This window comes from Nonomuraea sp. AD125B (assembly GCF_041402765.1).
In the GTDB taxonomy this organism is placed as follows: Bacteria; Actinomycetota; Actinomycetes; order Streptosporangiales; family Streptosporangiaceae; genus Nonomuraea; species Nonomuraea bangladeshensis.
The window spans coordinates 364,630-389,591 of the sequence record NZ_JBGLOU010000003.1 but is presented as its reverse complement, the minus strand read 5'-3'; the positions used below and the strand labels follow the sequence as shown (position 1 = coordinate 389,591).

Sequence of the window (24,962 nt, the reverse complement as noted above, 5' to 3'; positions counted from 1 at the left end):
GAGGTCGCTGACAGAGGGAGATGCGTTGCGCCGTCGTCTCGCCGCGGCCGCCGCGCTGGCGCTCCTCGCGGCCTGCTCCTCACCTCCCGAGCCGGCCCGCGCCCCCGCGGGCGAGTCGACGTTCGTCCAGGTGAGAAATCTGGACGTCATCACCGAATGGGACCCGGGAAAGTCCTACTCCAACGAACTCATCGCCTTCCAGAACATCTACGAGACGCTCACGTTCTGGAATCCCGTGACGAAGAAGTCCACCCCGCGCCTCGCCACCTCCTGGCGCGCCTCGGCCGACGGCCGCACCTGGACGTTCAACCTCCGCGCCGGCGTGACCTTCCACACCGGCCGCCCGCTCGACGCCGACGCGGTCAAGGCGTCCATCGAGCGCACGATGGCCACCAAGGCCGGCGCCTCCTACATCTGGGACGCCGTCTCCTCGATCCGGGCCGACGGGCCGTCCACGGTGACGTTCACGCTCAAGTACCCGGTGCCGCTGGACCTGGTCGCCTCCGCCGGGTACGCCGCCTACATCTACGACACCAAGGCCGCCCCCGACCTCACCGCCTGGTTCCAGCAGGGCAGGGACGCCGGCACCGGGCCGTACACCGTGGCCCGGTGGCAGAAGGACAAGGAGGAGGAGCTCACGCTCAAGGCGTACGACAAGTACTGGGGCGGGTGGAACAAACCCCACTACAACATGGTCAAGTACCGGGTCGTGCCCGACCCCGACCGTGCCTGGCAGCTCCTGCAGCGCGGCGAGGCCGACTTCGTCGAGCGGCTCAACCCCCGCCTGTTCTCCAGGGCGTCGGCCACGCCGGGCGTGCGCACCTCCGAGCGGCCGTCGTTCCAGACCGCGATGCTGCTGTTCAACACCGCGCAAGGGCCGATGAAGGACGTACGGGTGCGCCGCGCCGTACAGAAGGCCATCGACTACCGCGGCCTGATCAAGGACCTCAAGGGCGCCGGCTCGCCCACCAGCGGGGTCATCCCCGAAGGGCTGATGGGCCACGTGCCCGGCCGCGAGCCCAAGCAGGACCTCGCCGCCGCCGAACGGCTGCTGCGCCTGGCCGGCTACGGGCCCGGCGGGCGGCCGCTGCGGCTGCGGCTGACGTACGGGGAGGGCGACACCGACTGGCGGCTGCTCGCCACCCACCTGGAGGCCACGCTGAAGCCGCTCAACGTCACCGTCCAGGCCACCGCCATGCCGTGGAACGACCAGTGGGAGCTGGGCAAGCGGCGCGGCCAGGACATCTTCGTGATGTACTGGTGGCCCGACTACGCCGACGGCTACTCCTACTTCGGCAACGTCTTCCACAGCGGCGAGCCGCCGGTGTTCAACCTGTCCTATCTCAAGGACGACGAGCTGGACGCGCTGCTCGACACCGTGGCCGAGCTGACCGTGACCGACCCGCCCGCGGCGCAGCGGGCGTACGAGCAGGCCACCCGCCGCGTGCTGGACCAGCGGGCGGCCGTGGCGCTGCCGTGGGTGACCAACTACCAGCGCGCCTACCTCGGCAGCATCCAGGGCTATGTGGACAACCCGGCGTACTCCGACGTCGTCTTCGTCTACGACCTGAGGCCCTCGGCCTGATCCTGCCCCTCGACCCGCTCCTTGAGCCTGGCCCTGATCTCCTCGGGCGTGTACGCGCGCCGCCGCCGCTCGGCGCGGGCGACCACCACCCCGGTCGCCGCCACGCCCATGACCCCGGCCAGCCCGAGCACCTTCCACCACCGCCGCTTGCGCATAGTGCCTAGGCTAGCGATGTGCTGACACTCGACGAGGCCGTCAAGGTGACGCGCACCGGCGATCTGTGGATCTTCCGCGGCCGCTCGGTGCCCGACCGCGCCATCCAGACGGTGACCAACAGCCCGGTCAACCACGTGGGCATGGCCATCGTGATCGAGGACCTCCCGCCCATGATGTGGCACGCCGAGCTCGGCCGGTCGCTGCCCGACCTGTGGACCGGCGAGCACCATCGCGGCGTGCAGCTGCACGACCTGCGCGCGGCGGTCACCACGTGGGTCGGCAGATACGGCCAGCGCCCCTGGCTGCGCCAGCTCGAACCCGAGGTCACGCCGGAGATGGAGGACGCCGCGCTGCGCACGGTCGCCCGGCTGGACGGCACGCCGTTCCCCTCCACGGCCCGGCTGGCCGGCCGCTGGTTCCGCGGCCGCGTCCCGTGGCGGGCCCGGCAGGGGATGGCGCTGGAGAGCGCCTACTGCGCGGAGGTCGTGGCGGTCACGTACGAGGAGATGGGCCTGCTGCCCGCCGGCCGCCGCCCCAACTGGTACGACCCGGGCCGCTTCTGGAGTGGCGACGACCTGGAGCTGCTGACCGGCCGCCGCCTCGGCAACGAGATCACCATCGGAGTCGAACGGACGTGAGCCCCGACATGTCCACCGTGAACGTCGCCCTCGTCGGCGTGGGCAACTGCGCGTCCTCGCTCGTGCAGGGCGTCGAGCACTACCGCGACGGCGACGCCCCCGGCCTGCCCAACCCGGTGTGCGCCGGTTACGCCGTCTCCCAGGTGCGCTTCACCGCCGCCTTCGACGTCAACCCCGCCAAGATCGGCCGCGACCTGTCCGAGGCCGTCTTCGCGCCGCCCAACAACGCCCGCAGGTTCGCCGACGTGCCCCATCTCGGGGTGCCGGTCGTGGACGGCGTGCTCGCCGACGGCGTCGGCCCCGGCTCGGCCGGCCTCGTCGAGCCGCGCGGCGCCGCGACCGCCGGGCAGGTCGCCGCCCACCTCGCCGCGACCGGCAGCCACGTCGTGCTCAACTTCCTGCCCACGGGCGCGCAGCGCGCCACCGAGCTCTACGCGCGGGCGGCGATCGAGGCCGGGTGCGCGTTCGTCAACTGCATGCCCGCCGTGCTCGCCCGCTCGCCCGAGTGGCGCGCCCGCTTCGACGCGGCCGGGCTGCCGCTCATCGGCGACGACCTGAAGAGCTCGTTCGGCGCGACGCTGCTGCACCGGGCCCTGGTGGACGCGCTCACCAGCAACGGCGTACGCCTGTCCGGCGGGCACCAGCTCCTCGGCGGCGGCAACATGGACTTCGTCAACCTCACCGACGGCGACCGCCTGGCGAGCAAGCGGGCCACCAAGTCCGCCGGCGCGGGAGCGGGGTCGCTGCACGTCGGAGCTTCATACGTGCCCTTCCTCGAGGACCGCAAGGTCGCCTACATCCGGCTCGACGGCGAGGGCTTCGGCGGCTCGCCGCTGGAGGTGGAGCTGCGCATGGTCGTCGAGGACTCGCCGAGCGCGGCCGGCAACGCGCTCGACGCCGTACGGCACGCCAAGGCCGCGCTCGACCAGGGCGTCGGCGGTCTGCTCCGCGAGCCGTCCGCCGCGTTGATGAAGGCGGTGTGAGCGCGCGTTCCGTTGGCAGGCGTAGTCCGGTGGCAGGCTAGGAGGATGCGTCTCGCCACCTGGAACGTCAACTCCGTCAAGGCCCGGCTGCCCCGCCTCCTCGACTGGCTGGCCGCCACCGAGCCGGACGTCCTCTGCCTGCAGGAGACCAAATGTCCCGCGGAGGCGTTCCCGGCCGCCGAGGTGGGCGAGCTGGGCTACGCCGCCGCGGCCCACGGCGACGGCCGGTGGAACGGCGTCGCGGTCCTGTCCAGGGTCGGCCTGGACGAGGTGACACTGAGCTTCCCCGGCGAGCCAGGCTTCGGCGAGCTCGCCGGAGTCGGCGCCGCCCGCCCCGAGGCCCGCGCGATCGGCGCGACCTGTGGCGGGCTGCGCGTCTGGTCGCTGTACGCGCCCAACGGCCGCGCCGTCGACTCGCCCCACTTCGCGTACAAGCTGGAGTGGTTCGCCGCCCTGCGCGACGCCCTCGCCGCCGAGCTGCCGTCCGGGCCGCTGGTGGCCTGCGGCGACTACAACGTGGCCCCGACCGACGCCGACGTGTGGGACCCGGCCCTGTTCGTCGGCGCCACGCACGTCACCCCCGCCGAACGCGACGCGCTCGCCGCCCTGCGCGCGCTCGGGCTGCACGACGTGGTGCCGACGCCGATGAAGGGGCCGCATCCGTTCACGTACTGGGACTATCGGGCGGGGATGTTCCACCAGAACAAGGGGATGCGGATCGATCTCGTGTACGCGAGCGGGGACGTGAGCGGCTGGGTCAGGTCGGCTTATGTGGACCGCGAGGCGCGTAAGGGGAAAGGTCCTTCCGATCACGCGCCGATCGTTGTGGATCTCGACCCGATATCTTGATTACAAATCGCTATTGCCCGAGTATTCTGTGTTCTCACCTGGTTCGGGGGCAGCACGTTCACCGAGGTCACAGGGGGTTCGTCATGGGAACACCGGACGGTCGCGTCATTCTGTTCATCCTCCTCGGGGTGGCCCTTTTCGCCCTGGGCCGTCGTTACCAGAACATGATCACCATGCGGCAGGTCTGGAAGCAGAGCGCCAGACAGGTCACCGCCAGAAAGGTCTCCGCCCACCAGGCCGCGAAGGCGATGATCGGGATCACGGTGATCTCGGCCTTCATCGTGTGGCTGGTGTTCAACCTCAACCGCGTGATGTGAGCGAGCGGGGGGCTTCACCGGGAGGGGGGCTTCACCGGGACCAAGGCCGGAGTCGCCGGGCCCAGACCGCCAGAACAACCGCCCCCGCCGCGGCCCCCATGCTCACCGCCCGCGTCAACCGCACCGCCCGCCGGATGTCCGCCACGTCAGGCCGCGGCCCGTCTCCCATGGTCGGCCGATGCTCGACCCTGCTCCCGTACACGTTGGTGCCCCCCAGCGTCACCCCGAGCGCCCCGGCGAACGCGGCCTCGCACCGCCCGGCGTTCGGGCTGGGATGCCGGTGCCCGTCCCGCCGCACCACCGACCACGCCCCCCGCCGATCCGGCCCGGCCAGCACCGTGAGCAGCGCGGTCAGCCGCGCCGGAACGTAGTTGGCCACGTCGTCCAGCCGCGCCGCCGCCCACCCGAACCGCAGGTACCGCTCCGACTTGTGCCCGACCATCGCGTCCAGCGTGTTGACCGCCCGGTACCCCAGCAGCCCCGGAACCCCCGCGACCGCCCCCCAGAACAGCGGCGCCACGACGGCGTCGGAGGTGTTCTCGGCCAGCGACTCGACGGTTGCCCGTGCCAGCTCCTCCGCCCCGAGTCCGGACGGGTCCCGCCCGCACAGGTGGGGCAGCCGCTTCCTGGCCCGCTCCAGATCCCCGTCCTCCAGCGCCTCGGCCATGTGCAGGCCCTCCCGGGCCAGCGTCGTCCCCCCGAGAACCGCCCACGCCGCCCCGGCCACACTCCCCACCCGGAGGACCGACGAGATTCGCCCTCGACCGGCCTGTGCCATCACCACACCGAGAGCCACCGCACCCCCGACGCACAAGGCCACATGAAGCACGCCGGCCGCCCTGGAATCCCGATAGAGCACCCGCTCGACCTGCCCGGCCACCCGCCCGAACACCGCCACCGGATGCCCCGCACTCTGCGGATCCCCGATGACCCGGTCGAGCATCACCCCAGCCGCAAGCCCCAACCCAAGCTCACGCGCGTTTCCCTCACCATCACCACGATCACACCAAATGGGCATGAAGCTCATCTTCGTGCACATCCAGCCATGCCACCGCACGCCGGATGCGTTCCCCCGCACCCTCGGCCCACATCCGGCCCCAGCCGCCGCCCACGGCCGCCCGGCTCCGCATGACCGCGTAGGACCGCTGGAACCGTACCCGTGCGACCTCGACCAGCCGCCTCCGCTCGCGCGCCGGCACCCCGTACGCGTCGCAGAAGATCCGAACCCGCTCACCCACGTCGACATGGCGTAACAACGGATGCCGATCGACCGGATCCGCCAGCGGCGCCCAGTGCCGCAAGGTCGTCACCACGTCGAACAACCGCGTGGTGGGCCGCGCCAGATCAAAGTCGATCATCCCGTACGGCACGTCCGCCCGGAACACCACGTTCGCCGGCGAAAGATCGCAGTGCCCCACGACCTCCGGCGCCCGATCATCGTTGGACCCGCCTTCCCACCCCTCCATCCGGAGCGGAAACCCGAGGGTCGCATCGTGATAGTCCCGCAGCAGCCCGCCCAACCGCCCGAGCGCCTCGTTCTGAACGCTCGCCGCCCGCACCCCGGTGACGCCGGGCAGATAGCTGAGCACCTGCCGCCCGTACCCGTCGATCCCGCTCCCGACCACCCGGGGCGCCCCCGCGAACCCGGCCGCCTCCAGGTGCCGGAGCAGCGCGTGTACGGCGGGAGTCGACGTACTGACCGGTCTCCGCACGGTGTCACCGACCCGCACCACGCCGTCAGTCACGTCCCCGCCCTGCAGGGGAATCTCATGCAGGACCGTCGCGACCATGCCACGACAGCTTAGACCCTCCCACCCCGCCCCCGCCTGGAGTTTCCGCCCGCGATCGGACTTTCCGCTCACCCCCTCCCACCGGCCCCGACCCGCCGCCCTTCCTGACACAACCAAAACATGTGCGTGACAAGTCGCCGGATCATGCACAATAAGGCGGGAGCGCCCTTAGCTCAGCTGGATAGAGCACCGGACTTCTAATCCGACGGTCGCAGGTTCGAATCCTGCAGGGCGCGCAATGGGGACTGTAAAACTAACGGCGGATCTGATGATCAAGGAAGAGACGCTTGATGTCCGAGACCGCCGTGGAGTCGCTGTCGATGAACGAACTGCCTGTCGAGCCGGACCGCTCGATGACGGACGAGCAGCTGATCTCGATGCTCGTGAGTCGGGCCCGTAGTGAGGGGCTGCAGCTGACCGGTGAGGGCGGGCTGCTGCAGCAGCTGACCAAGCGGGTGCTGGAGTCGGCCCTGGAAGGCGAGATCACCGATCACCTGGGCTATGACAGGCACGACCCGGCCGGGAAGAACAGCGGCAACAGCCGCAACGGCAGCCGCGCCAAGACCGTGGTGACCGACGTCGGCCCGGTGGAGGTGCGGGTGCCGCGCGATGTGGCGGGCACCTTCGAGCCCCAGCTGGTGCGCAAGCGGCAGCGCCGGCTGTCCGGCGTGGACGAAATGGTCCTGTCGCTGTCGGCCAAGGGCCTCACGCATGGGGAGATCTCCGCCCACCTGGCCGAGGTCTACGGGGCGAACGTGTCCAAGCAGACCATCTCCACCATCACCGACAAGGTGATGGACGGCATGGCCGAATGGCAGAACCGGCCACTCGATCGCGTGTACCCGGTCTTGTTCGTGGACGCGATCAACGTCAAGATCAGAGATGGTCACGTCGCCAACCGGCCCATCTACCTGGTTATGGCCGTCACCGTCGAAGGGCACCGCGACATCCTGGGCATCTGGGCCGGCGACGGCGGTGAGGGCGCCAAGCACTGGCTGGCGGTACTGACCGAGCTGAAGAACCGCGGCGTGGACGACGTGCTCATGCTGGTCTGCGACGGGCTCAAGGGCCTGCCGCAGGCGGTGGAGACGGTCTGGCCCCGCACCATCGTCCAGACCTGTGTGATCCACCTGCTGCGCAACTCGTTCCGCTACGCATCCCGCCAGGACTGGGACAAGATCGCGCGTGCGCTCAAGCCCGTCTACACCGCCCCGACCGAGGACGCGGCGCTGGAGCGGTTCTATGAGTTTTCGGAGACCTGGGGGAAGAAGTACCCGGCGATCGTGCGTCTGTGGGAGACCAGCTGGGCCGAGTTCGTGCCCTTCCTGGCCTTCGACGTCGAGATCCGCAAGGTGATCTGCTCCACCAACGCCATCGAAAGCGTCAACGCCCGCATCCGCAAGGCCGTCCGGGCCCGCGGCCACTTCCCGAACGAGACCGCCGCCCTGAAGTGCGTGTTCATGGCGCTGATGAGCCTCGATCCCACCGGGCAGGGCCGCAAGAGATGGACCATGCGCTGGAAGGCACCGTTGAACGCCTTCCAGATCGCCTTCGAAGGCCGCCTCACCCCTGCCAACCTCTGAACACTTCAACAACCAAGATCAGCCGTTAAGTTGACACTCCCGCGCAATGTGATGTCTCGAGACATCGGAAACCCTCGAACCTACGGGTTCGGGGGTTTCGTCTTGTTCGGGCTTACCTGGGGTTGGTAATCGCGGGCGGGGTCGAGGATCAGCTCGCGCAGGAGTTCCCCGGTGACGGCGTTGGCGACGCGGATGTGCAGGTCGTCGATCAGGAGGATGACGTGGGTTCGGGCGTGGGTTCGTCCGATGCCGATGTGGTGCAACCGGCCGTTGACGCGCAGGGTGACCACTCCTGAGGGGTCGATGCGGTCGTGGCGGACGCGGGCGTGGGTGTCGGCGTCGCGGCTGCCGTCGGGCAGGGCCTTGGGCGAGGCGGCGTAGACCGCTGCCGGGGTGGCGCGGTGCGGCAGGGACCGGTGCGGGCGGTGGTGGTTGTAGGCGTCGCAGAAGCGGTCGAGCAACATCTGCAGGCCGGCCAGGGTGGCCGGCTGGCGGGGCTGGGCGCGGAGCCAGTTCTTCATGGCCTGCTGGAAGCGTTCGACCTTGCCGCAGGTGGTGGGGTGGTTGGGCGTGGAGTTCTTCTGCCGCACGTGCAGGCGGCGTAGCTCGTGTTCGAAGGCGTTGCGGCCGCCGCGGCCGCCGGCCAGTCGGGTGGTGAACACCATCCCGTTGTCGGTCAGGGTGGAGGCCGGAACGCCGTGCACCTTGACCGCGTGGCGGAAGGTGTCGCGCACGATCGGGCCGGTGACGCGGGCATGCGTGGTCACCGACAGGGCATAGCGGGAGTGGTCGTCCAGCCAGGACAGGATCTCGGCATCACTGCCGCCGGCGAGGCGGTAGTGGGTGAAGTCGGCCTGCCAGGTTTCGTTCGGCAGCGCCGCTTGGAAGCGGATGTAGGACGAGCGGGGACGTTTCTTCGGTTCGGGCACGACCAGGCCGCGGCGAGTGAGGTAGCGGCTGATGGTAGCCCGCGACACCGTCCGCCCGTGGTGGTGGGCAAGGTGCCAGGTGATCGTCTCCGGGCCGGCGTCCAGTCCCTGCTCGGCCAGTTCCTTGCGCAGCCGGACGATCAGCTCGACGGTGCCGGTGTCGATCGCGTTCGGCGAGGTGCGCGGGCGTCGCGACCGGGGCTCGAACGCCGCCTCGCCCTCGGCCCGGTAGCGCGCGACGAGCTTGGACACCCAGCCCTTGGACACCCCGTAGGCGCGGGCGACCTCTGCTTGGGAGCGGCCCTCGACGACAACCGCGGTGATGACAACTCTGGCCTTGGACACACCGCCCACGCTGTTGATCGCGGTGGTTGCCTATGTCCCGAGACACACTCTGTTGAAGTTTCCTATGTCTCGCGACATGGGTTTCCTATGTCCTGAACCAGCACACTGCAGGGCGCGCAACCAAGACCAGGCAATCCATGGGTTGACCTGGCCTTTGCATGATCGCCCCGGTTGCTTCGTAGGCAGCGGGAGGCCCCCGAAAGCAGCCCTGTGCCACTGCTCGCGGAACATACGCGGAATGCTCGCAGCCGCGTTTCCCCAGGTCGGCGTGGGAGTTTCGAGGCCCGGAACGGCGAAAGGACCCCGAGGTGTCCCGGGGTCCTGCCGTAGCTCCTGTGTCACGCCGCGAGCGCTTCCAAGATGCGCTGGTTGGCGATCTCCTGTTGGCCGTCGATGCACTTGGCGTAGACGCGCAGCATCACGTCCACGCCGTGCCCCGCTCTCTCGGCCGCTTCCGGGGCATGCACGCCCGCGTTGAGCCAGAGCGAGACTGCCGCGTGCCGGAGGTCGTACGGCCGGCCCGCCAGGGGAGAGGCGACCTGGTCGGGAGTGAAGGCGTACGTCCGGGCTTCCTGCCAGACTTTCGCGTACGCCGAGCCCGAGATCACGCCGCCCGTGCGCGTACGGAAGAGCCGGCCGTCCTCGCCGACTCCGAACGCCGCGATGTGATCCCGCAGGATGGCCACCAGCTCGGGAGGGACGGGCACGGTGCGCGTGTGCTTCACGTCCCGATGCTTCAGCCCGCGCTCGTCGTGGGCCTGCCCCGAGTCGGTGAACCGCCTGTTGCTCTGCGGCCGGGTCTTCTCCAGCGTCAGCAGCCCCCAGCCCTTCTCTGGGAGCTGACAGTCCTTCTGCCGCAGTCCCGCCGCTTCTGCCGGGCGAAGGCCGCCGAAGTACATGCAGGCGAACATGGCGGCCAGCATCGGCCCTCGCGACCGTCCCACGTAGGTCACCGCGGTGAGCAGTTCACGCGCCTGGCGCGGGCTGACCACCGAGCGCCGATCGATCTCGCCGCTCACCTTGGCCTTGCGGAACTTGACCTTGTGCAGCGGATTCGCCGAAAGCTCCTCCAGCTCAACGGCGTATTCGAGCGCGTGATGGAAGACGGCCCGCTTGCGGCGATACGTCGAGGTCGCCGCAGGCTTGCCGTCCAGGCACAGCCCCAGGGCTTCCAGCGCCGCACGGGCGTGCTTGGTCTCCTCCAGAGCGCTCAGGGGGAGCGAAGCGCCTTCCAGCCAGCGGACAGCGCGGGCGATCTCCGGTGTTGGCTCCCGCCGGCGGTCCTCGGGCAGGAAGGAGTACTCGCGCAGCGCCCGCCGGATCTTCTCGTCGGACGGGCGGCCGGGTACGTCGCCGACCAGAAGGCGGGTGACGGTGGCGAGAGTGTCGGTCATGCCCTCGCGGGACTTGGCCGCCGCATGGGGCCACCAGGTGCGAACGTACGCGACGGCGAAGGCGTACCAGGTCCGGGCATCCTTGGCCTTGACCATCGAAGCGGGAAGACCGCTGTCCACGTCGAAGGCTTCGCCCTTCTTGGCCGCCTGCCGCAGGTCGGACTGGAAGCTCTCGGCCAGGCCCTTGGTCTTGAAGGTCTGTGACTTCTCACGGTTGCCGACCGTCCACCGCACGGTGTGGGAGACGATCCGAGGCTTCTTGCCGGGCTTGTCTGCTCTGGTGTTGGTACGGATGTCCCAGAACTTGACCTTGTAGGAGGTAGTCATGCGGCGCTCCGGAGGGATTCGAGCCAAGCTTCGAGGTCGCTGCGGTAGATGCGCAGTTCGCCGTTGGGCAGGCGGATACCCTTCGGTGCCTTGCCGATCTCGCGCCAGCGGTAGAAGGTGCGGCGGGAGACTCCGCCGAGTTCGTCGAGGACCTGGGCGACGGTGAGAAGTTCGTCGCGCCTGCTCATGCCGCCCTCCCGGTCTGCTCAGTTGCCGAAAGATCTTGACCGGCTGCTCTGGCTTCTAGCTCTCTGAGGTGGGCTCGCCACCGTTGGCGTTCGGCCACGGTGCGCAGGAGGCGTACGGCGAGGGGTGGCACGTTGGCGTCGCCTGCCGGGACGGGCCGCCAGATGTAGCGGTGCGGGTCGGTGGGTTCGTCGGTCTGGCCGAGGGCTTCCAGGACCCAGGTACGGCGGTCCTGCTTGTGTTGGGCGAGGGTCTTGTTGGACCACTTGCGGGACACTAGGACGCGGCGTCCGGCGTAGCCGAGGTGTTCGGGCTTGTGTGCCTTGGAGCGGCACCGGCCGGGAGCCATCCCCGCTTTGGAGTTCTTGGGCTGGACGCCGTAGCGGAGCCAGTTCGGGCAGGTCGGCGAGCAGGGTTCGTAACGCAGGGCGTCGACCATGCGGGCGGCATGGTCGCGCTGGGCCTGGCCGCCGTCGAGGGCGTCGCCGAGGGACTTGGTCAGGTACTTGGACAGGTAGTGGATGCACTGGTCGGCGTCCGGCGTACCGGCGAGAACACCTTGCACGTCCACCTGTTCGGCGAAGCGCAGCACGTGGAGGGGTTCGGTGTCCTCGTCCAGGGCGTCGAGGGCTTCGTCCCAGGTGGGCAGGACCTCGCCGGTGGCCGGGTCGAGGTAGCCGGCCTGCTCGTCCCAGACGGGCAGGTGGTCACCGTCGAAGCGCACTTCGTCGGCCTGTGGCCACCTGACCTGATGGTAGGTGGCTGCGGCTATCTGCTTGATCTCAGCGCGCAGGAGGGTGCCCCGGATGGCCATGTGCAGGTGCGGCGCCAGCCGCTGGCCACTTGCCGGTAGATGGAGGTGTAGGTGTCGGCGGTGAACGCGCTGGAGGTGTGTCCCAAGGTTTCCTGTACCACCTTGATTTCCACCCCGGCTGCCAGCATCAGCGAGGCTGCGCCATGGCGGAGGTCGTGGAGCCGGATAGGTGGCAGGCCGGCCAGACAGGCCAGCCAGAGGAACTGGTCGGAGACGTGCCGGGGATGTAGGCGGCTGCCGTCGGGGCTGGGTGAACACGAATCCGGTGTCAGAGCCAAGATCCGGGACGGTCATGTCGCCAACCGGCCCATCTACCTGGTGATGGCGGTCACCGTCGAGGGGCACCGCGACATCCTCGGGGGATGACGGCGGAAATGGCGTCGTGGCTGTGGTGGTGAGCTTCGGTCCTCTCCCTGGCCACCTCGCAAAAACCCTGTCGATCAGGGTTTGACGAGGGGTTGCTCTTACGCCTGGCTATGGTCGTTACTCGCCGTTCTCGGCCATCCCAGGAACAATGACGGAACAGGGCAGGAGGTTGTTCATGGCGATTCCAAAGAAGGGTTCGCGGCTCATTCACCATTGACGACATGACATCCCGCTGGCGCGTTCCGTCGTAAGCCCACCTACTGCCAGGGGAACAGTTTGGGTCCGTTGACGTTCGCGGTGGAACTGCCCGGCGTGTCGGGCCGCGTCCTGCTGCTGGTGTCGCTTCCCTGCTCCCGGCCGGACGCGTGGTGGGGCGAACGGACAATGGCCGTACGGCCGGCGCTGATGATGGCGACCATACGCATGGCACTCGATCGCGGCTGGCATCCCCGGCGAACAGGCAGCGCCTTCGATCTTGCCCTTGACGATGAGGATGTGACCGAGCTGATGCACGGCCAACCTCCTGCCTATGACGTCCCTTTCATGCGGAGCTGGCTGGACGCTCGGAAATGGCACGCCCGGTCCGGCCAGGGGCCGCCGGAAAAGGGCCTGTATTACGGTCACGGCTTCGTCTCCTGTACCGCTGGGCGCACGAAAGACCTGGGCTGAACGGCATTTCGTCTCCCTTTGTCACTGACATACTTGATCCTTATGACGAGACCGATAAGGCGGCTACTGATCGCCGTAGCCGTATTACTGCTGCCCTGGGCCGTACCGGCTGCGGCGTCAGCGGACAGCTTCGTGTATTCCTACCGCTGTGACGGGAAGACCCTGACTACGCCGGGCCCGGAGCAGGTGGGAAAGCTCTGCACGATCCTGGCGAACGGACCGGCGGTGGCCGGTCAGGTTCACGAGATCAGGATGGCCATCAGGCAGCGGACCCTGGGGTATGTGTGGATGCGGGCCACGCTGTACACGACGAATGGCAAGGCGGAGTCACATCCCTTCGTGGTGCCGCAGGGCGAGTTCGAGCTCGACGCCAGCGACGCGGTCTTCGCCCAGGGACAGGCGGGCACCCAGGTACGGCTCATGACCTGGAACCTCCTCGGCGGAGGCACGCTCGACGGCAAGGACTACACCGGTGAGAACCTGAAGCAGTTGATCGAGTACGTCAACGAGGTCAATCCCGACGTCTTCTTCGTCGTGGAGGCCTACGGCTCGGAGACCGCCATCCTCCAGGGGCTCAACGCCGGGCGAGCCACGACCGACCTGTACAGCTCGGTCCCGATCACGGTGGCGGAAGAGGCGAAGTACCGCAATCTCTGGCTCTTCACCAAGCTGAAGGTCGTCCAGCGCTACACCGAACGGCCGGAGATCACCGACTTCCACTTTGGCGGCGCCAAGCTGCAGCTGCCCAACGGCAAGCACATCCACGCCTTCACCGTCTGGTCCCGGCACGAGGATTCGGTCTTCGCCCCCATGCACCACGCCGTGGTGAACACCCAGTTCGGCAAGCCGATCTCGCCGTCGATCAACACGATCCTCACCTACGACGACACGAAACGTAACGCGCAGGGCCAGGCGATCTTGCAGAGAGTGGTGCCGTATTACGTCAAGGACGACGCCCCCGTGATCATGGGCGGTGACTTCAACGCGTGGTCGTATCGGGACTGGACCGGCCAGTTCGCCAAGGCCCGCGGACATGCCGGGCTGGCCGTGCCATGGACCTACACCAAGCAGTACGTCGACGCTGGTTTCTACGACGTCTTCCGCTACATCAACGCCGACGCCGGGCTCTATCCGGGCCGCACCTGGAGCACGAGGAGCGGCTTCGGCGCCGCCCCCGCTCGCATCGATTACCTGCTCTTCCGTGACAACAAGGCGCAAATGCGCGTGCTGGGTGCCCGCACCGACGTGCGCCGCCTGCCCCGCCACCAGGGCGGCTACCTGGACCAGGAATACCCGTTCTACTCCGACCACGGCGCGGTCATCGCCGACGTGCTGGTCACCGGAACCGGTCCGGGCCCGAATCGTCCCATCGTGACGGAAAAGCCCGAGTACGCGCCCGGGGTCTGGCCCGCGCCGCCGGCGGGAACCCTGATTCCACCGGCGGAACTGTCCGCCACGGCCAGCACGTTCAAGCCGTACGTGGGAGACCCCCGACTCGCGGTCGACGGCGACCCGTTCACCTACTACCACTCGTGGTACCCCGACGCGGCCGATCCCACGGTGAGCCCCGCCCAGCCGCACTTCATCACGGTGGACATGGGGCAGGAGCGCACGCTGTCCGCGGTCCGATTCGTGCCCAAGCTGGCCGCCGTCTTCTCGGCTGCCCAGAATCCGGTCGTCAACATGACCGGCACACCGCTCAAAGGTGTGCTGGAGGTCAGCGCCGACGGCACCTGGTGGGCGCAGGTGGCAAGCGTGACCTGGCCGCGGATCACCGGGCCGAACGACGTCCACCTCAATGGCGTCAAAGCCCGCTACCTGCGACTGCGCGTGGACAACGGAATGGGCGGCGCCACCGCGATCGCCGAGATCACTCCGTACGAATGACGTTGGAAGGGGTGTTGGTCCGCTGGTGAGAATCGCCACACAGCTCAGATGAGCGGCGTCGCCGCAGGCCACGGTGTGGGACTGCGCCACGCTCCGCGTTACGCACCGCCCGTGTGGCGCGAATCCCACCGGCAACCATGACCGAGGCCGGCTGCACTGTGGAGGGCTCCATCCTGAAGCAGCACGGCGTGGTCAAGGACTACACGTGCAGGCACCATTGCATCAGCTCACATCAAAACTGGGCGCTCTTCGTCCTGGAGTAAGCAAGGTCCGCAGGGGGAGTCCATGCCCTCGGCCAGGACTCCCCCGGATGGTTCGGGCATTCCAGGCGGCCTGCGGTGCGCTGGCTCGCGGACCCATGCCGACGGCCTCTCCCTGGTCAGTCGCCTGGTCATGAGCGTGATCGCGGCGACGGTCAGATGGGCTTCACTGTGCGACGGCTTGCGTTCGAAGCCGACGACGTTGCGACGAGCGTTTACCAGCCAGGGCAGGGATTTGTCCGCGATCTACCGACGCGCGAGCACTTTGAATCCGGTGTGACCAGGCCGTTCAGTCACGGTCTTCAAGGTGAGGCGTAGAAACGGCGGGCCCACTCCACCAGCGGGCCGGCGTAGGCGCTGTCACCCAGACGAGGGTGAACTGCGGATGCAGCATCCGCAGCCGGACCAGTAGTTCCCGTGCGGCGTCGCGGTCGGGCTGCCCGGCGGCCGTGACCATGACAATCATGAGCAGGCCGAAGGTGTCCACGACCAGGTGACGCTTCCTTCCCGGCACCTTCTTCCCAGCGTCGTAGGAGCGGGAGCGGCCGGCGACGGTGGCCGCGGCACGCACCCACTGGGAATCGATGACGCCGGCGACCGGGTGGGGACAGCGCCCGGCGCGCAACCGGATGGCGCGGCGAAGCTCATCCCGGACGTGGTTGAAGACCCCGGCCCTGGTCCAACGGCTGAAGAAGCCGAACATGGTCTGGTAAGGCGGAAAGTCCGCTGGCAAGGCCCTCCACTTGCAGGCGCTGTCGGTCACGTACCTGATCGCGTCGAAGATATCGCGGCGGTGGTGCCTTCTCGGCTGCCCGCCCGTGCGCGTCTGGCAGGCGGGCACCGGCAAGTTCCTCGGTCTCCCGCCGATGTCGTCGTTTCCGCTGGTCAGCAGCCTGCGGGAGAGCCAGCGGCGACCTGATGAAGCAGTGCTCACGCCACGTGAGGACGGGCACGACATCCCATCAGCGATCAACTCTCCCGACCAACCTGGCAGGGGCACGGTCTTTCGTCAGGACTCGATGTCCAGGACGCCAGAGTGCTCACCTGCCGGCGGCCACTATCCACCACGGAGTCTGCCGGATGGCTTACTCCCAGAACTCATTAGGACGCACCCGGCCGCCGGTCAGCGCTCGGCCGGTAGTGACGGTCAGGGGCAGAGGCTCGGACCGGGTCAACGTGGCCGGCGTCGTCTGCTACCGCGACGGCGAGCGGCCGTACCTGTTCTACCGCCTGCACGTCTACCACGGCCGCAAGGGCGAGCCCAAGACCTTCTCCTGGATGGACTACCGGGACCTGATCGTGGCCATCCACCAGCACCTGGGCGCGCCATTGGTGTGGTGCTGGGACAATCTGAATGTGCACCTGGCCGGCCAACTCGCCGACTTTGCCACCGCGAACGCCGACTGGTTACGCATCGTCCAGCTCCCCGCCTACGCTCCTGGACTCAATCCCGCCGAGGGCAGCTGGTCGCTGCTCCGCCGGGCCCTGGCCAACTTCGCCGTCACCGACCTGCCCGGGCTCGTCCGGATCGTTAAACGCAAGCTGAAGAAGATCCAGTACCGGCCCCACCTGCTCACCGGCTGTCTGACCCAGACCGGGCTCACCCTCGATACCCCGGCAAAACCATGACCGACCCTACGAAGTCAACCTGTGTAGCCGCTGATGTTGCACGACGTCCTCACCAGGGGCCCGCGCAGGTACCCCCAGCCGACGCCCATCCGGTCAACCGGGAGGACCGTTGCCACTGCGGACGGACGCCCTGCGCCCGACGCCGGCCGCCGAGGGGTGCCGGTAGGCGATGCCGGGCACGCGCTGACCTTCGCAGTTCGGCCATTCTCGTCAGAATGAGACGCAGAAAGCGGCGGACCTAAGTTACGAGCGTCCCGGCCGTGGGCGCTGCCGCACCGACCAAATCGAGCTTCGGGTGCGAGATGCGGAGCCGGGCCAGCAGGATTTCGACTCTCGTCGAAAATCATCGGGTGTAGGGATCACAAGATAGATCTGGACTAGTTTATATTCACAGCGTGTGGGGCTAATTTTCGACGATGTGACCGGCGAACTCCCGTTGGTGCAACGGGTGTGGTCGGCGAGTTGTGACGCCACGATCGATTTCACTTCGGTGGCCAAAACCTCGTCCATGATCGCATTTGCGCGGGGCCATGACGGATGGACAGTGCACGTGCGCGGACCGGAGACAAGGGGCACCTCGCTGACTTGCCTGAAGGGCTGGGAGTTTTTCGGCGTGGAGTTGCGGCTTGGTACTTGTCTGCCGCTGCACCCGCCCTCAGGTCTGACCGACCTCAGGGATGCGTTGTTGCCGACCCTGCCGGGTGGCCGGATCGTGTTGGGCAACCGGGACTGGGAGATGCCGACCGAGCAGAACATTGACGTCTTCGTCGACCGGCTTGCGCGTGCGCGTTTGTTGTTCTTTGATCCGCTCGTTGACGAGATCCGGCACGGCGAGCGGCCGCACGGCATGTCGGAACGGATCGCGCAGATCCGGTTCCGCCGGGCTGTCGGGATCTCGCACCGCAAGCTCGCCAGCATCGAGCAGGCACGGCACGCCGCGCAACTTCTCGCTGTGGGGAGATCGATCGCCGACGTGGTCACCGCCGGCGGCTATTACGATCAGTCGCAGCTCGCACGGGCGATGCGGTGGGCGACCGGTCACACCCCTGGCGAGTTAAGGTCCGGTACCCCGTTTCTGGCGTGGTGATACGGCTTCGGTTCGATACAAGACGGACCGATCAGCCTGTGGTTGACTCCCGGCGTGCGAAAACTGATCGAATACAACCACCTCTCGATCGATGGGAGAATGTCTGGCGACGCCTGGTGGGCCGGGCAGATGAAGGTCGTCCCCGACGATAACCACTTCGCCTATCGCCTCCAGCTGCTGTCCTCGGCGATCGGTCTCGTGCTCGGCCGGGCGACCTATGAGGGATTTGCCCAAAGCTGGCCGACCATGACCGGCGACGTCGCGGACAAGATCGACTCTCTGCCCAAGCACGTCGCCTCCACCACGCTGACCGAGACCACGTGGAACGCGCGGGTGTTGGCTGACGATGCGGTGGAGGCGGTCGCCCGGCTCAAGGAGGTCGGCGACGGCAGATTGTTGAAATATGGCAACGGCCCGTTCAGTCGGGCGCTGGTCGAGGCAGGTCTACTCGACGAACTGCATCTGAGTATCCCCCCCTTCGTCGCTGGATCCGGGGAGTCACTGCTGTCCGGCATCCGGACTACCGCCATGGACCTGACAGAAGTAACTGAGCTCGGTAACGGCGCAGTCGTGCTGACCTATGTGCCGAGCCGATAGACAGGGATAAGGGGAATCGACATGACTCAGGGTGCATACGCCTCGGTGAACGGCATCGACCTCTACTACGAGATTATGGGCGCTGATCACTCCGGTCCGCCGCTCGTCATGTTGCACGGTGGCGCGTATACGTTCCATCTGAGCTTCGACTCGCTGCTGCCGGCGTTGACCGCCGAGCGAAAGGTGATCGGTATCGAGCTGCAGGGGCATGGGCACACCGCCGACAGCGACCGGCCGTTCTCCATCCGGCAATGCGCCGAGGACGTGATCGCGCTGCTCGATCACCTCGGCGTCGAGCGGGCCGACTTGTTCGGCTACAGCTTGGGCGGGCTGGTCTCCACCGAGGTCGCCGTCTCGGTCCCGGATCGGGTCGGCCGGGTCGTGCTGGCGGCCTCGCATTTCGGGGCGACCCGGGGCGAGGCGTATTACCCCGAAATCACGGCGTTGGAGCTGGATTCGCCTCGGATGCCGACCGCGGCGGAGTCCGAGGCGATGCAACGCGCCTACGAGGAGGTGGCGCCGAATCCCGAGGGGTTCTTCCCGTTCGTGGCGAAGATCGGGCCATTCGTACATGATCTCGACGGGTGGAGCGACGAACAGCTGGGCCGACTGACGATGCCGGTCTTGATCATCGTCGGCGACACCGACTTCGTCCGGCTCGAGCACGCGGTCGAGATGAAGCAACTGCTGCCGAACGCGCAACTGGCGATCCTGCCGGGCACGAAGCACCTGCAGGTCATCCGGCCCGACCTGGTGCTGCCGATGGTGACCGCGTTCCTCGGCCGGTGATCAGCCCCGGCAGGTGCGGAAAGAAGACTGGAGTGATTCTGGTTGGTAGTCAAACGCACCCAGGTCGTTCCGCGTCAGGACGCGTAGCGGGCGCTTGTATGGTTCCGCTGGGACGCGAGCTTTGGCGCTTGAGGGCTAAGCACACCTGCCGGATGCGCTGGACCTATTCGGGGGCTGGGGTGTGCGTAGTCTGACGGGTGGTGAGCTTCCCGTCGACGAGCAGGTAGACGGGGGCGGCGTCCGGGACAGGTGTTCACCGCCTTATCGATCCCCAGTCGTACGGCCGGCTCGGCCACGTCCCGAACCGCTCGTCGCCGCCGCTGAAGCGGTCGTCGTCGTGCTCCTGATGGCCGCGCCCCGCAACCGAAGTGTCGCGCGTCACCTGCGAAAGGAGAACGGTTCGAGCCGCGGTCGGTATGGGACACGGCGCCTGGCTGGAGCAGACCGGTGCCGGCGGCCATCCGGATCCTCCTTGACCAGTTCGGCGCGATAAGGGTCGGTCATCGCCCAGCCCAGCACCGCCTTGCTGGGGCAGTCGATCACCGTGGCCAGGTAGAGGAAGCCCTCCCAAGTGCGGACATAGGTGATGTCGCCGACCAGCTTGATGCCCGGCCGCTCAGCGGTGAAGTCGCGGCTTCGACCAGCGCTCGACGGCACGGGTCGCAGTGAGGCTCTGGACGCGTCCCGCTCTCCCAAGCCTGATCCGGCGTTGCTACGCTCTGGTTCGATCAAGTGGAGGAGAGGCGGCGCATGACCGGGACCTGTACATTCTGCGGCATCGTAGCTGGAGAGATCCCTGCGGAGATCGTCTACTCCGACGAGCATGTGGTCGCCTTCCTTGACATCTCGCAGGCGACTCGCGGTCACACCTTGGTCGTTCCCCGCGAGCACTGTCGCGACCTGACCGACATCGGTCCGGACCGCGCGGGCCTGCTGATGCGGGGTGCTGTGCACACCGCCGCTCTGCTGCGGCGCGCGCTGGAACCGGGCGGGATGAACATCTGGCACGCCACCGGCCCTACGGCTTGGCAGACCGTGTTTCACTTCCACCTTCACCTGCTTCCCCGCTACACCCCCGAGGACCTCAGGCAGGCATGGAAGCATCGGGAACTGTCGCTGTCGTCGCTGTCGCCACTGGCCGATCACATCAGAACCGCCGCGGCGTCCTGAAAGCGCGTCGCCTACGGCGCCGTCCGTCTGATTTGCCCCACGCGGACAGGGCAAGGGATGACAGTTGAAAACCAGCAACGACTTCGACCGAGGCGGACACCTCGCGGGGGCAACATAGAGGGGCGTACGAATTTGAGCACGTGCCGAGCACTGCGACCGTCATCTATAGATGGTGCCAGCGGGGCTGGAGCGCGGCGTCACCACCAGCATGAATAATGGAATTTAGTGTCTTGGCGGGATCGCGCTTCTGTTGAAGAGTGAGCGGTTCTATCGGTTGGGCGTGAATGCTCGGACTGATGTGTGCTATCAAGCCTGTGATGTGCGGGTCATAGTCATCGTAATCATCCCATTCGTAACGCACCGGAGAAGACGGGTCTATGCCGCTGGCTCGCGCAGCGTCGACGAACCAGTAGAGCTGACCGAAAGTCAACTTCACTAAGCGTACTGTGATGAACATGCTGTCCCTTCTGATAGCGGTATCCGGACCGACTTTCATTCTTTGAAATCCAGAGCGCCGTATCCGGTCTTACGGGCGTGCATCTGCAGGTCGTCGAGAGTGACGTCGGCATCCGGTTCGAGCTGGCGGCAGACGCGTTCGAGGAACGCCATCACCTCTTGAACGTTGCGGCGGGTCGCTGTCGCGTACGCCAGGGCCCGGTTGAGGACGGCCTTGGTCCGAGTAGGGGCGTCGTCGCACCACAGCTGGAGGACGTGGCTCCGTGGAGCCACATACGAGCCGAGCATCGTGAGTGCGAAGGTGCCTTTTTCCCTTGCCTCGATCGTGTGCTGCAAATAGCGGGAGGGTGGAAGGACGAGCCGGAAGCCGTAGTGGTCGACCCAGGAGAGTGCCTGTGGGGTGATTTTTCGTTCGCGCATCCACTCCGCGAAATGGTCGCGTGGCTGCTCGGAGTCGGCGCTCTCCATCACGTGCGTGGCCGTCGGCCAGGAATTGAGGATCTCTTCCAGGTGGTGGTCACGCAGTTCGGCGACACCGGAGTAGATGAGTGTCCTGAGCCGTCGGCCGTCGTGTGCCCTGACGGCGTAGCAGGGTAGGAATGCCCGGCTCACCTCCAGAACCTCAAGGTTGAGCAGTTCATCAGGCAAGTCGTACTCGTCTCTGTCGGGACGTCGGGCAACTTCTGCGACGGCGCTGGGGCGGAATCCGCAGGCCTCGGGGAGGAGGCGGAAGGCCCGCTGTGCGTACGCGGCGTCCCGATCGAGAATCCGCACGCCGTGAGCGTAATGGGCGGTGCGAAGCGGTCCGCATCGCACGCCGTCGAAATACAGGCGCAGCCGCTCCTGCTTCTCGGTATAGCGGCGGTCGTCGCGCACCGACCGCAGGCCGCGCTCGGTCAGGGAGAGGGCGTCGGCGCTGCCTTGCAGATGGCCGATGCCGCCCAGGAAGCGCAGGACCCGGTCGACCATGTGCTCGGAGACGCCCAGGAACGCGGCGATGTCCTGGAGGCGGGTGAACCCGCCTTCGGCGATGGCGAGGCCGACATAGCGATCGAGGAGGTCGAACGGGCTACGTTCTTCGATGGTCGCGGAGAGCTCCGCGGCGTGCAGGGGAAAGGCGAGCGCGTGGATCCGCACGGGCCGGGTTCCGGGCAGGTCGGCGGCGTGCTCCAAAGCGCGGGCCTGGGCGTAGAGGATCGTGTCGGTTGACGTGCTGCTCATGGGTTCTCCCCGAGGCGTCGCATGATGTCGCGATAGCCGCGCAGGTCGCCGGAGGTTCGTACGTGATCGTGCAGTGCGTGTGCCAGGTCCCGGAAGCCGGAGTCGGTGGCGTTGAGGAGGGTCATGAGGTCGCCGACGAGGATCAGCCGCTGCTTGGCCCGGGAGAAGGCCACGTTGGAGCGGCGTACCTCGCTGAGGAAGCCGACATTGCGGTACGGGTTGCTGAGCGTGAACCCGAAGAGGATGGTGTCGTGCTGGCCGCCCTGGAAGGAGTCGACCGTCGCCACCCGGCGAGCGACGACGCTTTCGTCACCGATGCGCCGGGTGAGCAGGGAGGTGACCAAGCCGATCTGAGCCGCGTAGGGGAGAATTACCGCCCAGTCATCAGACTGCGCGTGATAGTGGGTGGCTAGGAGTGTCAGCAGCCTGGCCTCACACTCGTTGAGCCGGCTGTCCTTGGGCCATGGCTCGTCCGCGCGGGGTCTGCGGTCGCGCCGCGCACGCTCCGGGAGTTCCGCGGTGTCGACGAACGCCACGGGAGCGGCGAACAGGTCGTCGTGGTGGACTCTCCACACGTCGGTTTCCAGGAGACCGTCGTAGAAGTGGCGGGAGATGAAGCGGGCCAGGCTCTCGGGCATTCGGCGCTGGTAACGGAGCAGCTCCTTGTTCTCCGGAGGCGTCACGGGGAACAACAGCTCGAAGGCGCTGTCAGTGATGAGCCGGACCAGCTCGGAATCGCCGGGATGCTCCTTCTCGGCCCAGGCGACGAGCCGTTGGTCCGGCAGCGGCGGCAGCTGCACGTGGTCCCCGACGAGGACCGCCCTGCGTGCCCTGACCAACGGAACAAGCAAATCAGCCGTGCCGATCTGGCCGGCCTCATCGACGATGGCCACGTCGAAGTCGACGTCGTCGAGATGCTCGCTCGTCGCGGTGCCGATGCAGGTCGCGCCGATCACGTCTGCGTATCTGACGAGCTCGCCGTACAACTGCTCAGTACGCCGTTCGAGTTGTGCTCGCCAGGAGATCAAGAGATCGAACCGGCTGCGCATCCGCCCGAGTGCCGAGCCTGCGGCGCGCAGGAATGCGGCCAGCCTCGCCGGGTCGGCGCTGATCTCGGGCGTCTCGCCGTCGAGCAGTCCGCGCAGAGACGTGGCGACCTTCGCGGCTCGTTCTGCGCCGGCTCGTCGCCTGGCCAGGTCGCGTTCGTGAGTCCGTCGGGCGGCCACGAGGTCGGGATGCGTGGCACGGACCTGGTCGAGCTCGACCGCCAGCCGTGCCCGGTCCTGCGCGATCAGGCCCGAAGTCCGGCGGATGTCCTCGGACTCGGCCGCCGTCCCGGATCGCTTCTCTTCGAGACGGATGAGCCGCCGCCGGAAGAACCGGCCGACCAGCGGGAGGCCGGCGGCCTTCCGGGCACTGTCCAGCGCGCGTTCTAGCCGGTCGAGGGCATGGACATGTTCGGCGAGCAGCTCTTCGTGGCGGCGCTCCTCATGGTCCAAGGCGGCCGTCCGCTCTCGGAGGTCGGCGGTCACGGAATCTTCACGCTCAGCCAGGACAGCGGCGCTTCGCTGGACATCCGCATCAGTCTCCTTCAGACGCCCCAGGTCTTGGGCGAGCTGCCGGTACAAGGCGTCCGCCGGACCATCCGAAGCCGCCGCTGCATAGCGCGCGAGAACAAGCTCCGTCCGCTCGGCGATGCGCCGCTGGAGCTCGACCGCCCGCGCCTCAAGCATCAGGTGCTCGCAGCCCGGGGTAACGCCGTCTTCCCGGCCGATCCGCAGGACCAGCAGGTCTTCCGGCAGGTCCTGGAGCACGTTGTCCACCGCTCGGTTGGTGTAGGACGAGATGAGGACCTTGCGCTGCTCATCGGCGCAGGCGAGAACGACCTGGCGGATGGTGTGCGTCTTGCCGGTGCCGGGCGGGCCCTGGATGAGAGCGAGGTCGGGAACGGCCAGAGCCTTGTGAAAGGCACTCAGCTGGCTGGCGTCCAGACGCTCCCGGGGACGGCGCCCAAGGACGGGGGCGAAGGGCTGAAAGCGGTGGTCGGCCAGCGTGGTCAGGAGCTGAGGATTGCGGGTGCGGCCCTCCCGAAGAATTTCGATGGCCGCCCGCTGCTTGTCGTAGGCGATCAGGTTGGGTGATTCAGCGAAGGCACCGCTCTCAGGGATCCGGCCGAAGTCGACGGGCCGTTCGAACCTTACTGTGGCCACGCCCTCGTCGATCCGCTCGATCCGGCCGCGTAGGTCGGGCTCGCCGTCAATGTGCACGCGGGTGCCGGCCGTTAGACGGTTGGCGTCGATGAGCTGGAAGGCGTGCACCGACCGCGCGGAGCGGCGGGTCGCCGCCACTGGGGTGACGCGGTGGTACGGAACGAGTCGGCTGGCGTCTCCAGCCGAGGCCTCGATCCGGCGTCCCTGATCTACCAGTGTGCCGAGTTGGTTGAGGAACGCGGTGTGGGAGGCCCGTACTGTGGGCGTTGGCTCCTGGCCGGGCGGCGAGGTGAAGCCGGTGGCCCAGGTGGTCTGGATTGCTGGCCAGCCGGAGGAGTGCTGCAGCTGGGAGGGGTGGTCGAAGACCCGCCATCGCCCGGCGCGCAGCAGCAGGCCGCCGCGCACAATCTGGTCGTGGTCGCTGAAGTGCATCGGATGGATCCCACCGATCCAGTAGCCACGCGAGTCCTTGGTGGGGAAGAGCATGAGCGCGTACCGGCCGTCGACATAGATCTTGAGGAAGTCGTCCCGGCCCTCCCAGCCGCGTTCCACACGAGCGGGAATGAGGTTCTGCGATCCGGCCGACCACAGGTCGTGGCGGATCCCTTCCAGCCCTGGCAGGAGCGGATGCCGCTCGCGTTGTCTGACCAGCTTGCCGGGGAAGTTCTTGGACCAGATCAGACCGACCTCGACGCCGAGATCGACGATCTTTCTCTCCACCAACT

Annotated in this window: 25 protein-coding genes, 1 tRNA gene and 1 pseudogene; 14 read left to right on the top strand and 13 right to left on the bottom strand. The window is 67.6% G+C overall.

Annotated elements, in window-relative coordinates:
• Window positions 1-25: 25 nt before the first annotated feature.
• Window positions 26-1,585, top strand: coding sequence for an ABC transporter substrate-binding protein (locus ACBR40_RS10835; RefSeq protein WP_371248572.1), 1,560 nt, complete (start codon window positions 26-28; stop codon window positions 1,583-1,585).
• On the opposite strand, the gene ACBR40_RS10830 is transcribed toward ACBR40_RS10835, so the two are convergent.
• Window positions 1,561-1,740, bottom strand: a complete 180-nt coding sequence (locus ACBR40_RS10830; RefSeq protein ID WP_091078907.1) for a hypothetical protein — start codon at window positions 1,738-1,740, stop codon at window positions 1,561-1,563. The two genes, ACBR40_RS10835 and ACBR40_RS10830, sit on opposite strands and share 25 nt — an antisense overlap.
• Window positions 1,741-1,758: 18 nt before the next feature.
• On the opposite strand from ACBR40_RS10830, the gene ACBR40_RS10825 reads away from it, so the two are divergent.
• The 4 genes from ACBR40_RS10825 to ACBR40_RS10810 all read left to right on the top strand — a co-directional run bounded on the left by ACBR40_RS10825 (window position 1,759) and on the right by ACBR40_RS10810 (window position 4,528).
• Complete coding sequence (locus tag ACBR40_RS10825; protein ID WP_371248571.1) at window positions 1,759-2,379, top strand: hypothetical protein; 621 nt, start codon at window positions 1,759-1,761, stop codon at window positions 2,377-2,379.
• An 8-nt stretch (window positions 2,380-2,387) separates the two neighbouring features.
• Entirely contained in the window at window positions 2,388-3,362 is a 975-nt protein-coding gene (locus ACBR40_RS10820) for an inositol-3-phosphate synthase (RefSeq protein ID WP_371248570.1), read from the top strand.
• 45 nt (window positions 3,363-3,407) lie between these two features.
• Window positions 3,408-4,211: an exodeoxyribonuclease III gene (locus tag ACBR40_RS10815; protein WP_371248569.1), complete on the top strand. Its 804-nt coding sequence runs from the start codon at window positions 3,408-3,410 to the stop codon at window positions 4,209-4,211.
• Between the two features lie 83 nt (window positions 4,212-4,294).
• Window positions 4,295-4,528, top strand: a complete 234-nt coding sequence (locus ACBR40_RS10810) for a hypothetical protein (RefSeq protein WP_344206735.1) — start codon at window positions 4,295-4,297, stop codon at window positions 4,526-4,528.
• A 31-nt stretch (window positions 4,529-4,559) separates the two neighbouring features.
• Here ACBR40_RS10810 and ACBR40_RS10805 read toward each other — a convergent pair whose 3' ends face one another.
• Both ACBR40_RS10805 and ACBR40_RS10800 read right to left on the bottom strand, forming a co-directional pair.
• Window positions 4,560-5,546 carry a cobalamin biosynthesis protein gene (locus ACBR40_RS10805; protein ID WP_371248568.1) on the bottom strand — a complete coding sequence of 329 codons (987 nt, stop codon included), beginning with the start codon at window positions 5,544-5,546 and terminating at the stop codon, window positions 4,560-4,562.
• Window positions 5,530-6,318, bottom strand: a complete 789-nt coding sequence (locus ACBR40_RS10800) for a phosphotransferase (RefSeq protein ID WP_371248567.1) — start codon at window positions 6,316-6,318, stop codon at window positions 5,530-5,532. Before ACBR40_RS10800 ends, ACBR40_RS10805 begins: the two co-directional genes overlap by 17 nt.
• 162 nt (window positions 6,319-6,480) lie before the next feature.
• On the opposite strand from ACBR40_RS10800, the gene ACBR40_RS10795 reads away from it, so the two are divergent.
• Together ACBR40_RS10795 and ACBR40_RS10790 are read left to right on the top strand one after the other, a co-directional pair.
• Window positions 6,481-6,554, top strand: a tRNA-Arg gene (locus ACBR40_RS10795).
• A gap of 84 nt (window positions 6,555-6,638) precedes the next feature.
• Window positions 6,639-7,901 (top strand): IS256 family transposase, encoded by a 1,263-nt coding sequence (locus tag ACBR40_RS10790; protein ID WP_371248683.1) that lies wholly within the window; start codon window positions 6,639-6,641, stop codon window positions 7,899-7,901.
• Between the two features lie 80 nt (window positions 7,902-7,981).
• Here the strand turns inward: ACBR40_RS10790 and ACBR40_RS10785 are convergent, their stop codons facing one another.
• From ACBR40_RS10785 to ACBR40_RS10765, 5 genes are all read right to left on the bottom strand, one after another.
• Window positions 7,982-9,175, bottom strand: coding sequence for an IS481 family transposase (locus ACBR40_RS10785; protein WP_371248566.1), 1,194 nt, complete (start codon window positions 9,173-9,175; stop codon window positions 7,982-7,984).
• Between the two features lie 338 nt (window positions 9,176-9,513).
• Complete coding sequence (xerC, locus tag ACBR40_RS10780) at window positions 9,514-10,896, bottom strand: tyrosine recombinase XerC (protein ID WP_371248565.1); 1,383 nt, start codon at window positions 10,894-10,896, stop codon at window positions 9,514-9,516.
• The gene (locus ACBR40_RS10775) at window positions 10,893-11,084 is read right to left on the bottom strand and encodes a helix-turn-helix transcriptional regulator (RefSeq protein ID WP_371248564.1); all 192 of its coding nucleotides are present in this window, start codon (window positions 11,082-11,084) and stop codon (window positions 10,893-10,895) included. The genes xerC and ACBR40_RS10775 overlap by 4 nt, the downstream gene beginning before the upstream one ends.
• Window positions 11,081-11,896, bottom strand: a complete 816-nt coding sequence (locus ACBR40_RS10770; RefSeq protein WP_371248563.1) for a replication initiator — start codon at window positions 11,894-11,896, stop codon at window positions 11,081-11,083. The genes ACBR40_RS10775 and ACBR40_RS10770 overlap by 4 nt, the downstream gene beginning before the upstream one ends.
• Window positions 11,851-12,174 carry a tyrosine-type recombinase/integrase gene (locus ACBR40_RS10765; RefSeq protein ID WP_371248562.1) on the bottom strand — a complete coding sequence of 108 codons (324 nt, stop codon included), beginning with the start codon at window positions 12,172-12,174 and terminating at the stop codon, window positions 11,851-11,853. Before ACBR40_RS10765 ends, ACBR40_RS10770 begins: the two co-directional genes overlap by 46 nt.
• A 373-nt stretch (window positions 12,175-12,547) precedes the next feature.
• On the opposite strand from ACBR40_RS10765, the gene ACBR40_RS10760 reads away from it, so the two are divergent.
• Both ACBR40_RS10760 and ACBR40_RS10755 read left to right on the top strand, forming a co-directional pair.
• Window positions 12,548-12,931: a hypothetical protein gene (locus tag ACBR40_RS10760; protein ID WP_371248561.1), complete on the top strand. Its 384-nt coding sequence runs from the start codon at window positions 12,548-12,550 to the stop codon at window positions 12,929-12,931.
• A gap of 42 nt (window positions 12,932-12,973) precedes the next feature.
• Entirely contained in the window at window positions 12,974-14,818 is a 1,845-nt protein-coding gene (locus tag ACBR40_RS10755; protein WP_371248681.1) for an endonuclease/exonuclease/phosphatase family protein, read from the top strand.
• Window positions 14,819-15,367: 549 nt separating this feature from the next.
• Here the strand turns inward: ACBR40_RS10755 and ACBR40_RS10750 are convergent.
• Complete coding sequence (locus ACBR40_RS10750) at window positions 15,368-16,036, bottom strand: transposase (RefSeq protein WP_371248560.1); 669 nt, start codon at window positions 16,034-16,036, stop codon at window positions 15,368-15,370.
• Between ACBR40_RS10750 and ACBR40_RS10745 the strand changes: the two genes are divergently transcribed.
• The 4 genes from ACBR40_RS10745 (at window position 15,997) to ACBR40_RS10730 (ending at window position 19,180) form a co-directional block, all read left to right on the top strand.
• A complete protein-coding gene (locus ACBR40_RS10745; RefSeq protein ID WP_371248559.1) occupies window positions 15,997-16,707 on the top strand; it encodes a transposase in 711 nt (236 codons plus the stop codon). The two genes, ACBR40_RS10750 and ACBR40_RS10745, sit on opposite strands and share 40 nt — an antisense overlap.
• 418 nt (window positions 16,708-17,125) lie before the next feature.
• Window positions 17,126-17,794 carry a helix-turn-helix domain-containing protein gene (locus ACBR40_RS10740; RefSeq protein ID WP_371248558.1) on the top strand — a complete coding sequence of 223 codons (669 nt, stop codon included), beginning with the start codon at window positions 17,126-17,128 and terminating at the stop codon, window positions 17,792-17,794.
• Between the two features lie 54 nt (window positions 17,795-17,848).
• Window positions 17,849-18,391 carry a dihydrofolate reductase family protein gene (locus ACBR40_RS10735; protein WP_371248557.1) on the top strand — a complete coding sequence of 181 codons (543 nt, stop codon included), beginning with the start codon at window positions 17,849-17,851 and terminating at the stop codon, window positions 18,389-18,391.
• A gap of 45 nt (window positions 18,392-18,436) precedes the next feature.
• Window positions 18,437-19,180, top strand: a complete 744-nt coding sequence (locus ACBR40_RS10730; RefSeq protein WP_344206745.1) for an alpha/beta fold hydrolase — start codon at window positions 18,437-18,439, stop codon at window positions 19,178-19,180.
• 401 nt (window positions 19,181-19,581) lie between these two features.
• Here the strand turns inward: ACBR40_RS10730 and ACBR40_RS10725 are convergent.
• Window positions 19,582-19,813: pseudogene (locus ACBR40_RS10725) on the bottom strand (DDE-type integrase/transposase/recombinase); the annotation flags it as partial.
• A 117-nt stretch (window positions 19,814-19,930) separates the two neighbouring features.
• Between ACBR40_RS10725 and ACBR40_RS10720 the strand changes: the two are divergent.
• Window positions 19,931-20,350: an HIT family protein gene (locus ACBR40_RS10720; RefSeq protein WP_344206747.1), complete on the top strand. Its 420-nt coding sequence runs from the start codon at window positions 19,931-19,933 to the stop codon at window positions 20,348-20,350.
• 163 nt (window positions 20,351-20,513) lie between these two features.
• Here the strand turns inward: ACBR40_RS10720 and ACBR40_RS10715 are convergent, their stop codons facing one another.
• Genes ACBR40_RS10715 through ACBR40_RS10705 form a run of 3 tightly spaced genes read right to left on the bottom strand, consistent with a single transcriptional unit; the run spans window position 20,514 to window position 24,957 of the window.
• A complete protein-coding gene (locus ACBR40_RS10715; RefSeq protein WP_371248556.1) occupies window positions 20,514-20,807 on the bottom strand; it encodes a hypothetical protein in 294 nt (97 codons plus the stop codon).
• Window positions 20,808-20,842: 35 nt separating this feature from the next.
• Entirely contained in the window at window positions 20,843-22,027 is a 1,185-nt protein-coding gene (locus ACBR40_RS10710; RefSeq protein WP_371248555.1) for a hypothetical protein, read from the bottom strand.
• A complete protein-coding gene (locus ACBR40_RS10705; protein ID WP_371248554.1) occupies window positions 22,024-24,957 on the bottom strand; it encodes a DEAD/DEAH box helicase in 2,934 nt (977 codons plus the stop codon). The genes ACBR40_RS10710 and ACBR40_RS10705 overlap by 4 nt, the downstream gene beginning before the upstream one ends.
• Between the last annotated feature and the right edge of the window lie 5 nt (window positions 24,958-24,962).

Excerpts from the sequence above, each read along its gene's own strand:
- ACBR40_RS10790 (WP_371248683.1), top strand. The coding sequence starts at position 6,639 with ATGAACGAACTGCCTGTCGAGCCGGACCGCTCGATGACGGACGAGCAG.
- ACBR40_RS10815 (WP_371248569.1), top strand. The coding sequence starts at position 3,408 with ATGCGTCTCGCCACCTGGAACGTCAACTCCGTCAAGGCCCGGCTGCCC.
- xerC (WP_371248565.1), bottom strand. The coding sequence starts at position 10,896 with ATGACTACCTCCTACAAGGTCAAGTTCTGGGACATCCGTACCAACACC.
- ACBR40_RS10830 (WP_091078907.1), bottom strand. The coding sequence starts at position 1,740 with ATGCGCAAGCGGCGGTGGTGGAAGGTGCTCGGGCTGGCCGGGGTCATG.
- ACBR40_RS10800 (WP_371248567.1), bottom strand. The coding sequence starts at position 6,318 with ATGGTCGCGACGGTCCTGCATGAGATTCCCCTGCAGGGCGGGGACGTG.
- ACBR40_RS10720 (WP_344206747.1), top strand. The coding sequence starts at position 19,931 with ATGACCGGGACCTGTACATTCTGCGGCATCGTAGCTGGAGAGATCCCT.
- ACBR40_RS10820 (WP_371248570.1), top strand. The coding sequence starts at position 2,388 with ATGTCCACCGTGAACGTCGCCCTCGTCGGCGTGGGCAACTGCGCGTCC.
- ACBR40_RS10810 (WP_344206735.1), top strand. The coding sequence starts at position 4,295 with ATGGGAACACCGGACGGTCGCGTCATTCTGTTCATCCTCCTCGGGGTG.
- ACBR40_RS10805 (WP_371248568.1), bottom strand. The coding sequence starts at position 5,546 with ATGCCCATTTGGTGTGATCGTGGTGATGGTGAGGGAAACGCGCGTGAG.
- ACBR40_RS10755 (WP_371248681.1), top strand. The coding sequence starts at position 12,974 with ATGACGAGACCGATAAGGCGGCTACTGATCGCCGTAGCCGTATTACTG.
- ACBR40_RS10715 (WP_371248556.1), bottom strand. The coding sequence starts at position 20,807 with ATGTTCATCACAGTACGCTTAGTGAAGTTGACTTTCGGTCAGCTCTAC.
- ACBR40_RS10745 (WP_371248559.1), top strand. The coding sequence starts at position 15,997 with ATGAAGCAGTGCTCACGCCACGTGAGGACGGGCACGACATCCCATCAG.
- ACBR40_RS10770 (WP_371248563.1), bottom strand. The coding sequence starts at position 11,896 with ATGGCCATCCGGGGCACCCTCCTGCGCGCTGAGATCAAGCAGATAGCC.
- ACBR40_RS10750 (WP_371248560.1), bottom strand. The coding sequence starts at position 16,036 with ATGTCGTGCCCGTCCTCACGTGGCGTGAGCACTGCTTCATCAGGTCGC.
- ACBR40_RS10775 (WP_371248564.1), bottom strand. The coding sequence starts at position 11,084 with ATGAGCAGGCGCGACGAACTTCTCACCGTCGCCCAGGTCCTCGACGAA.
- ACBR40_RS10710 (WP_371248555.1), bottom strand. The coding sequence starts at position 22,027 with ATGAGCAGCACGTCAACCGACACGATCCTCTACGCCCAGGCCCGCGCT.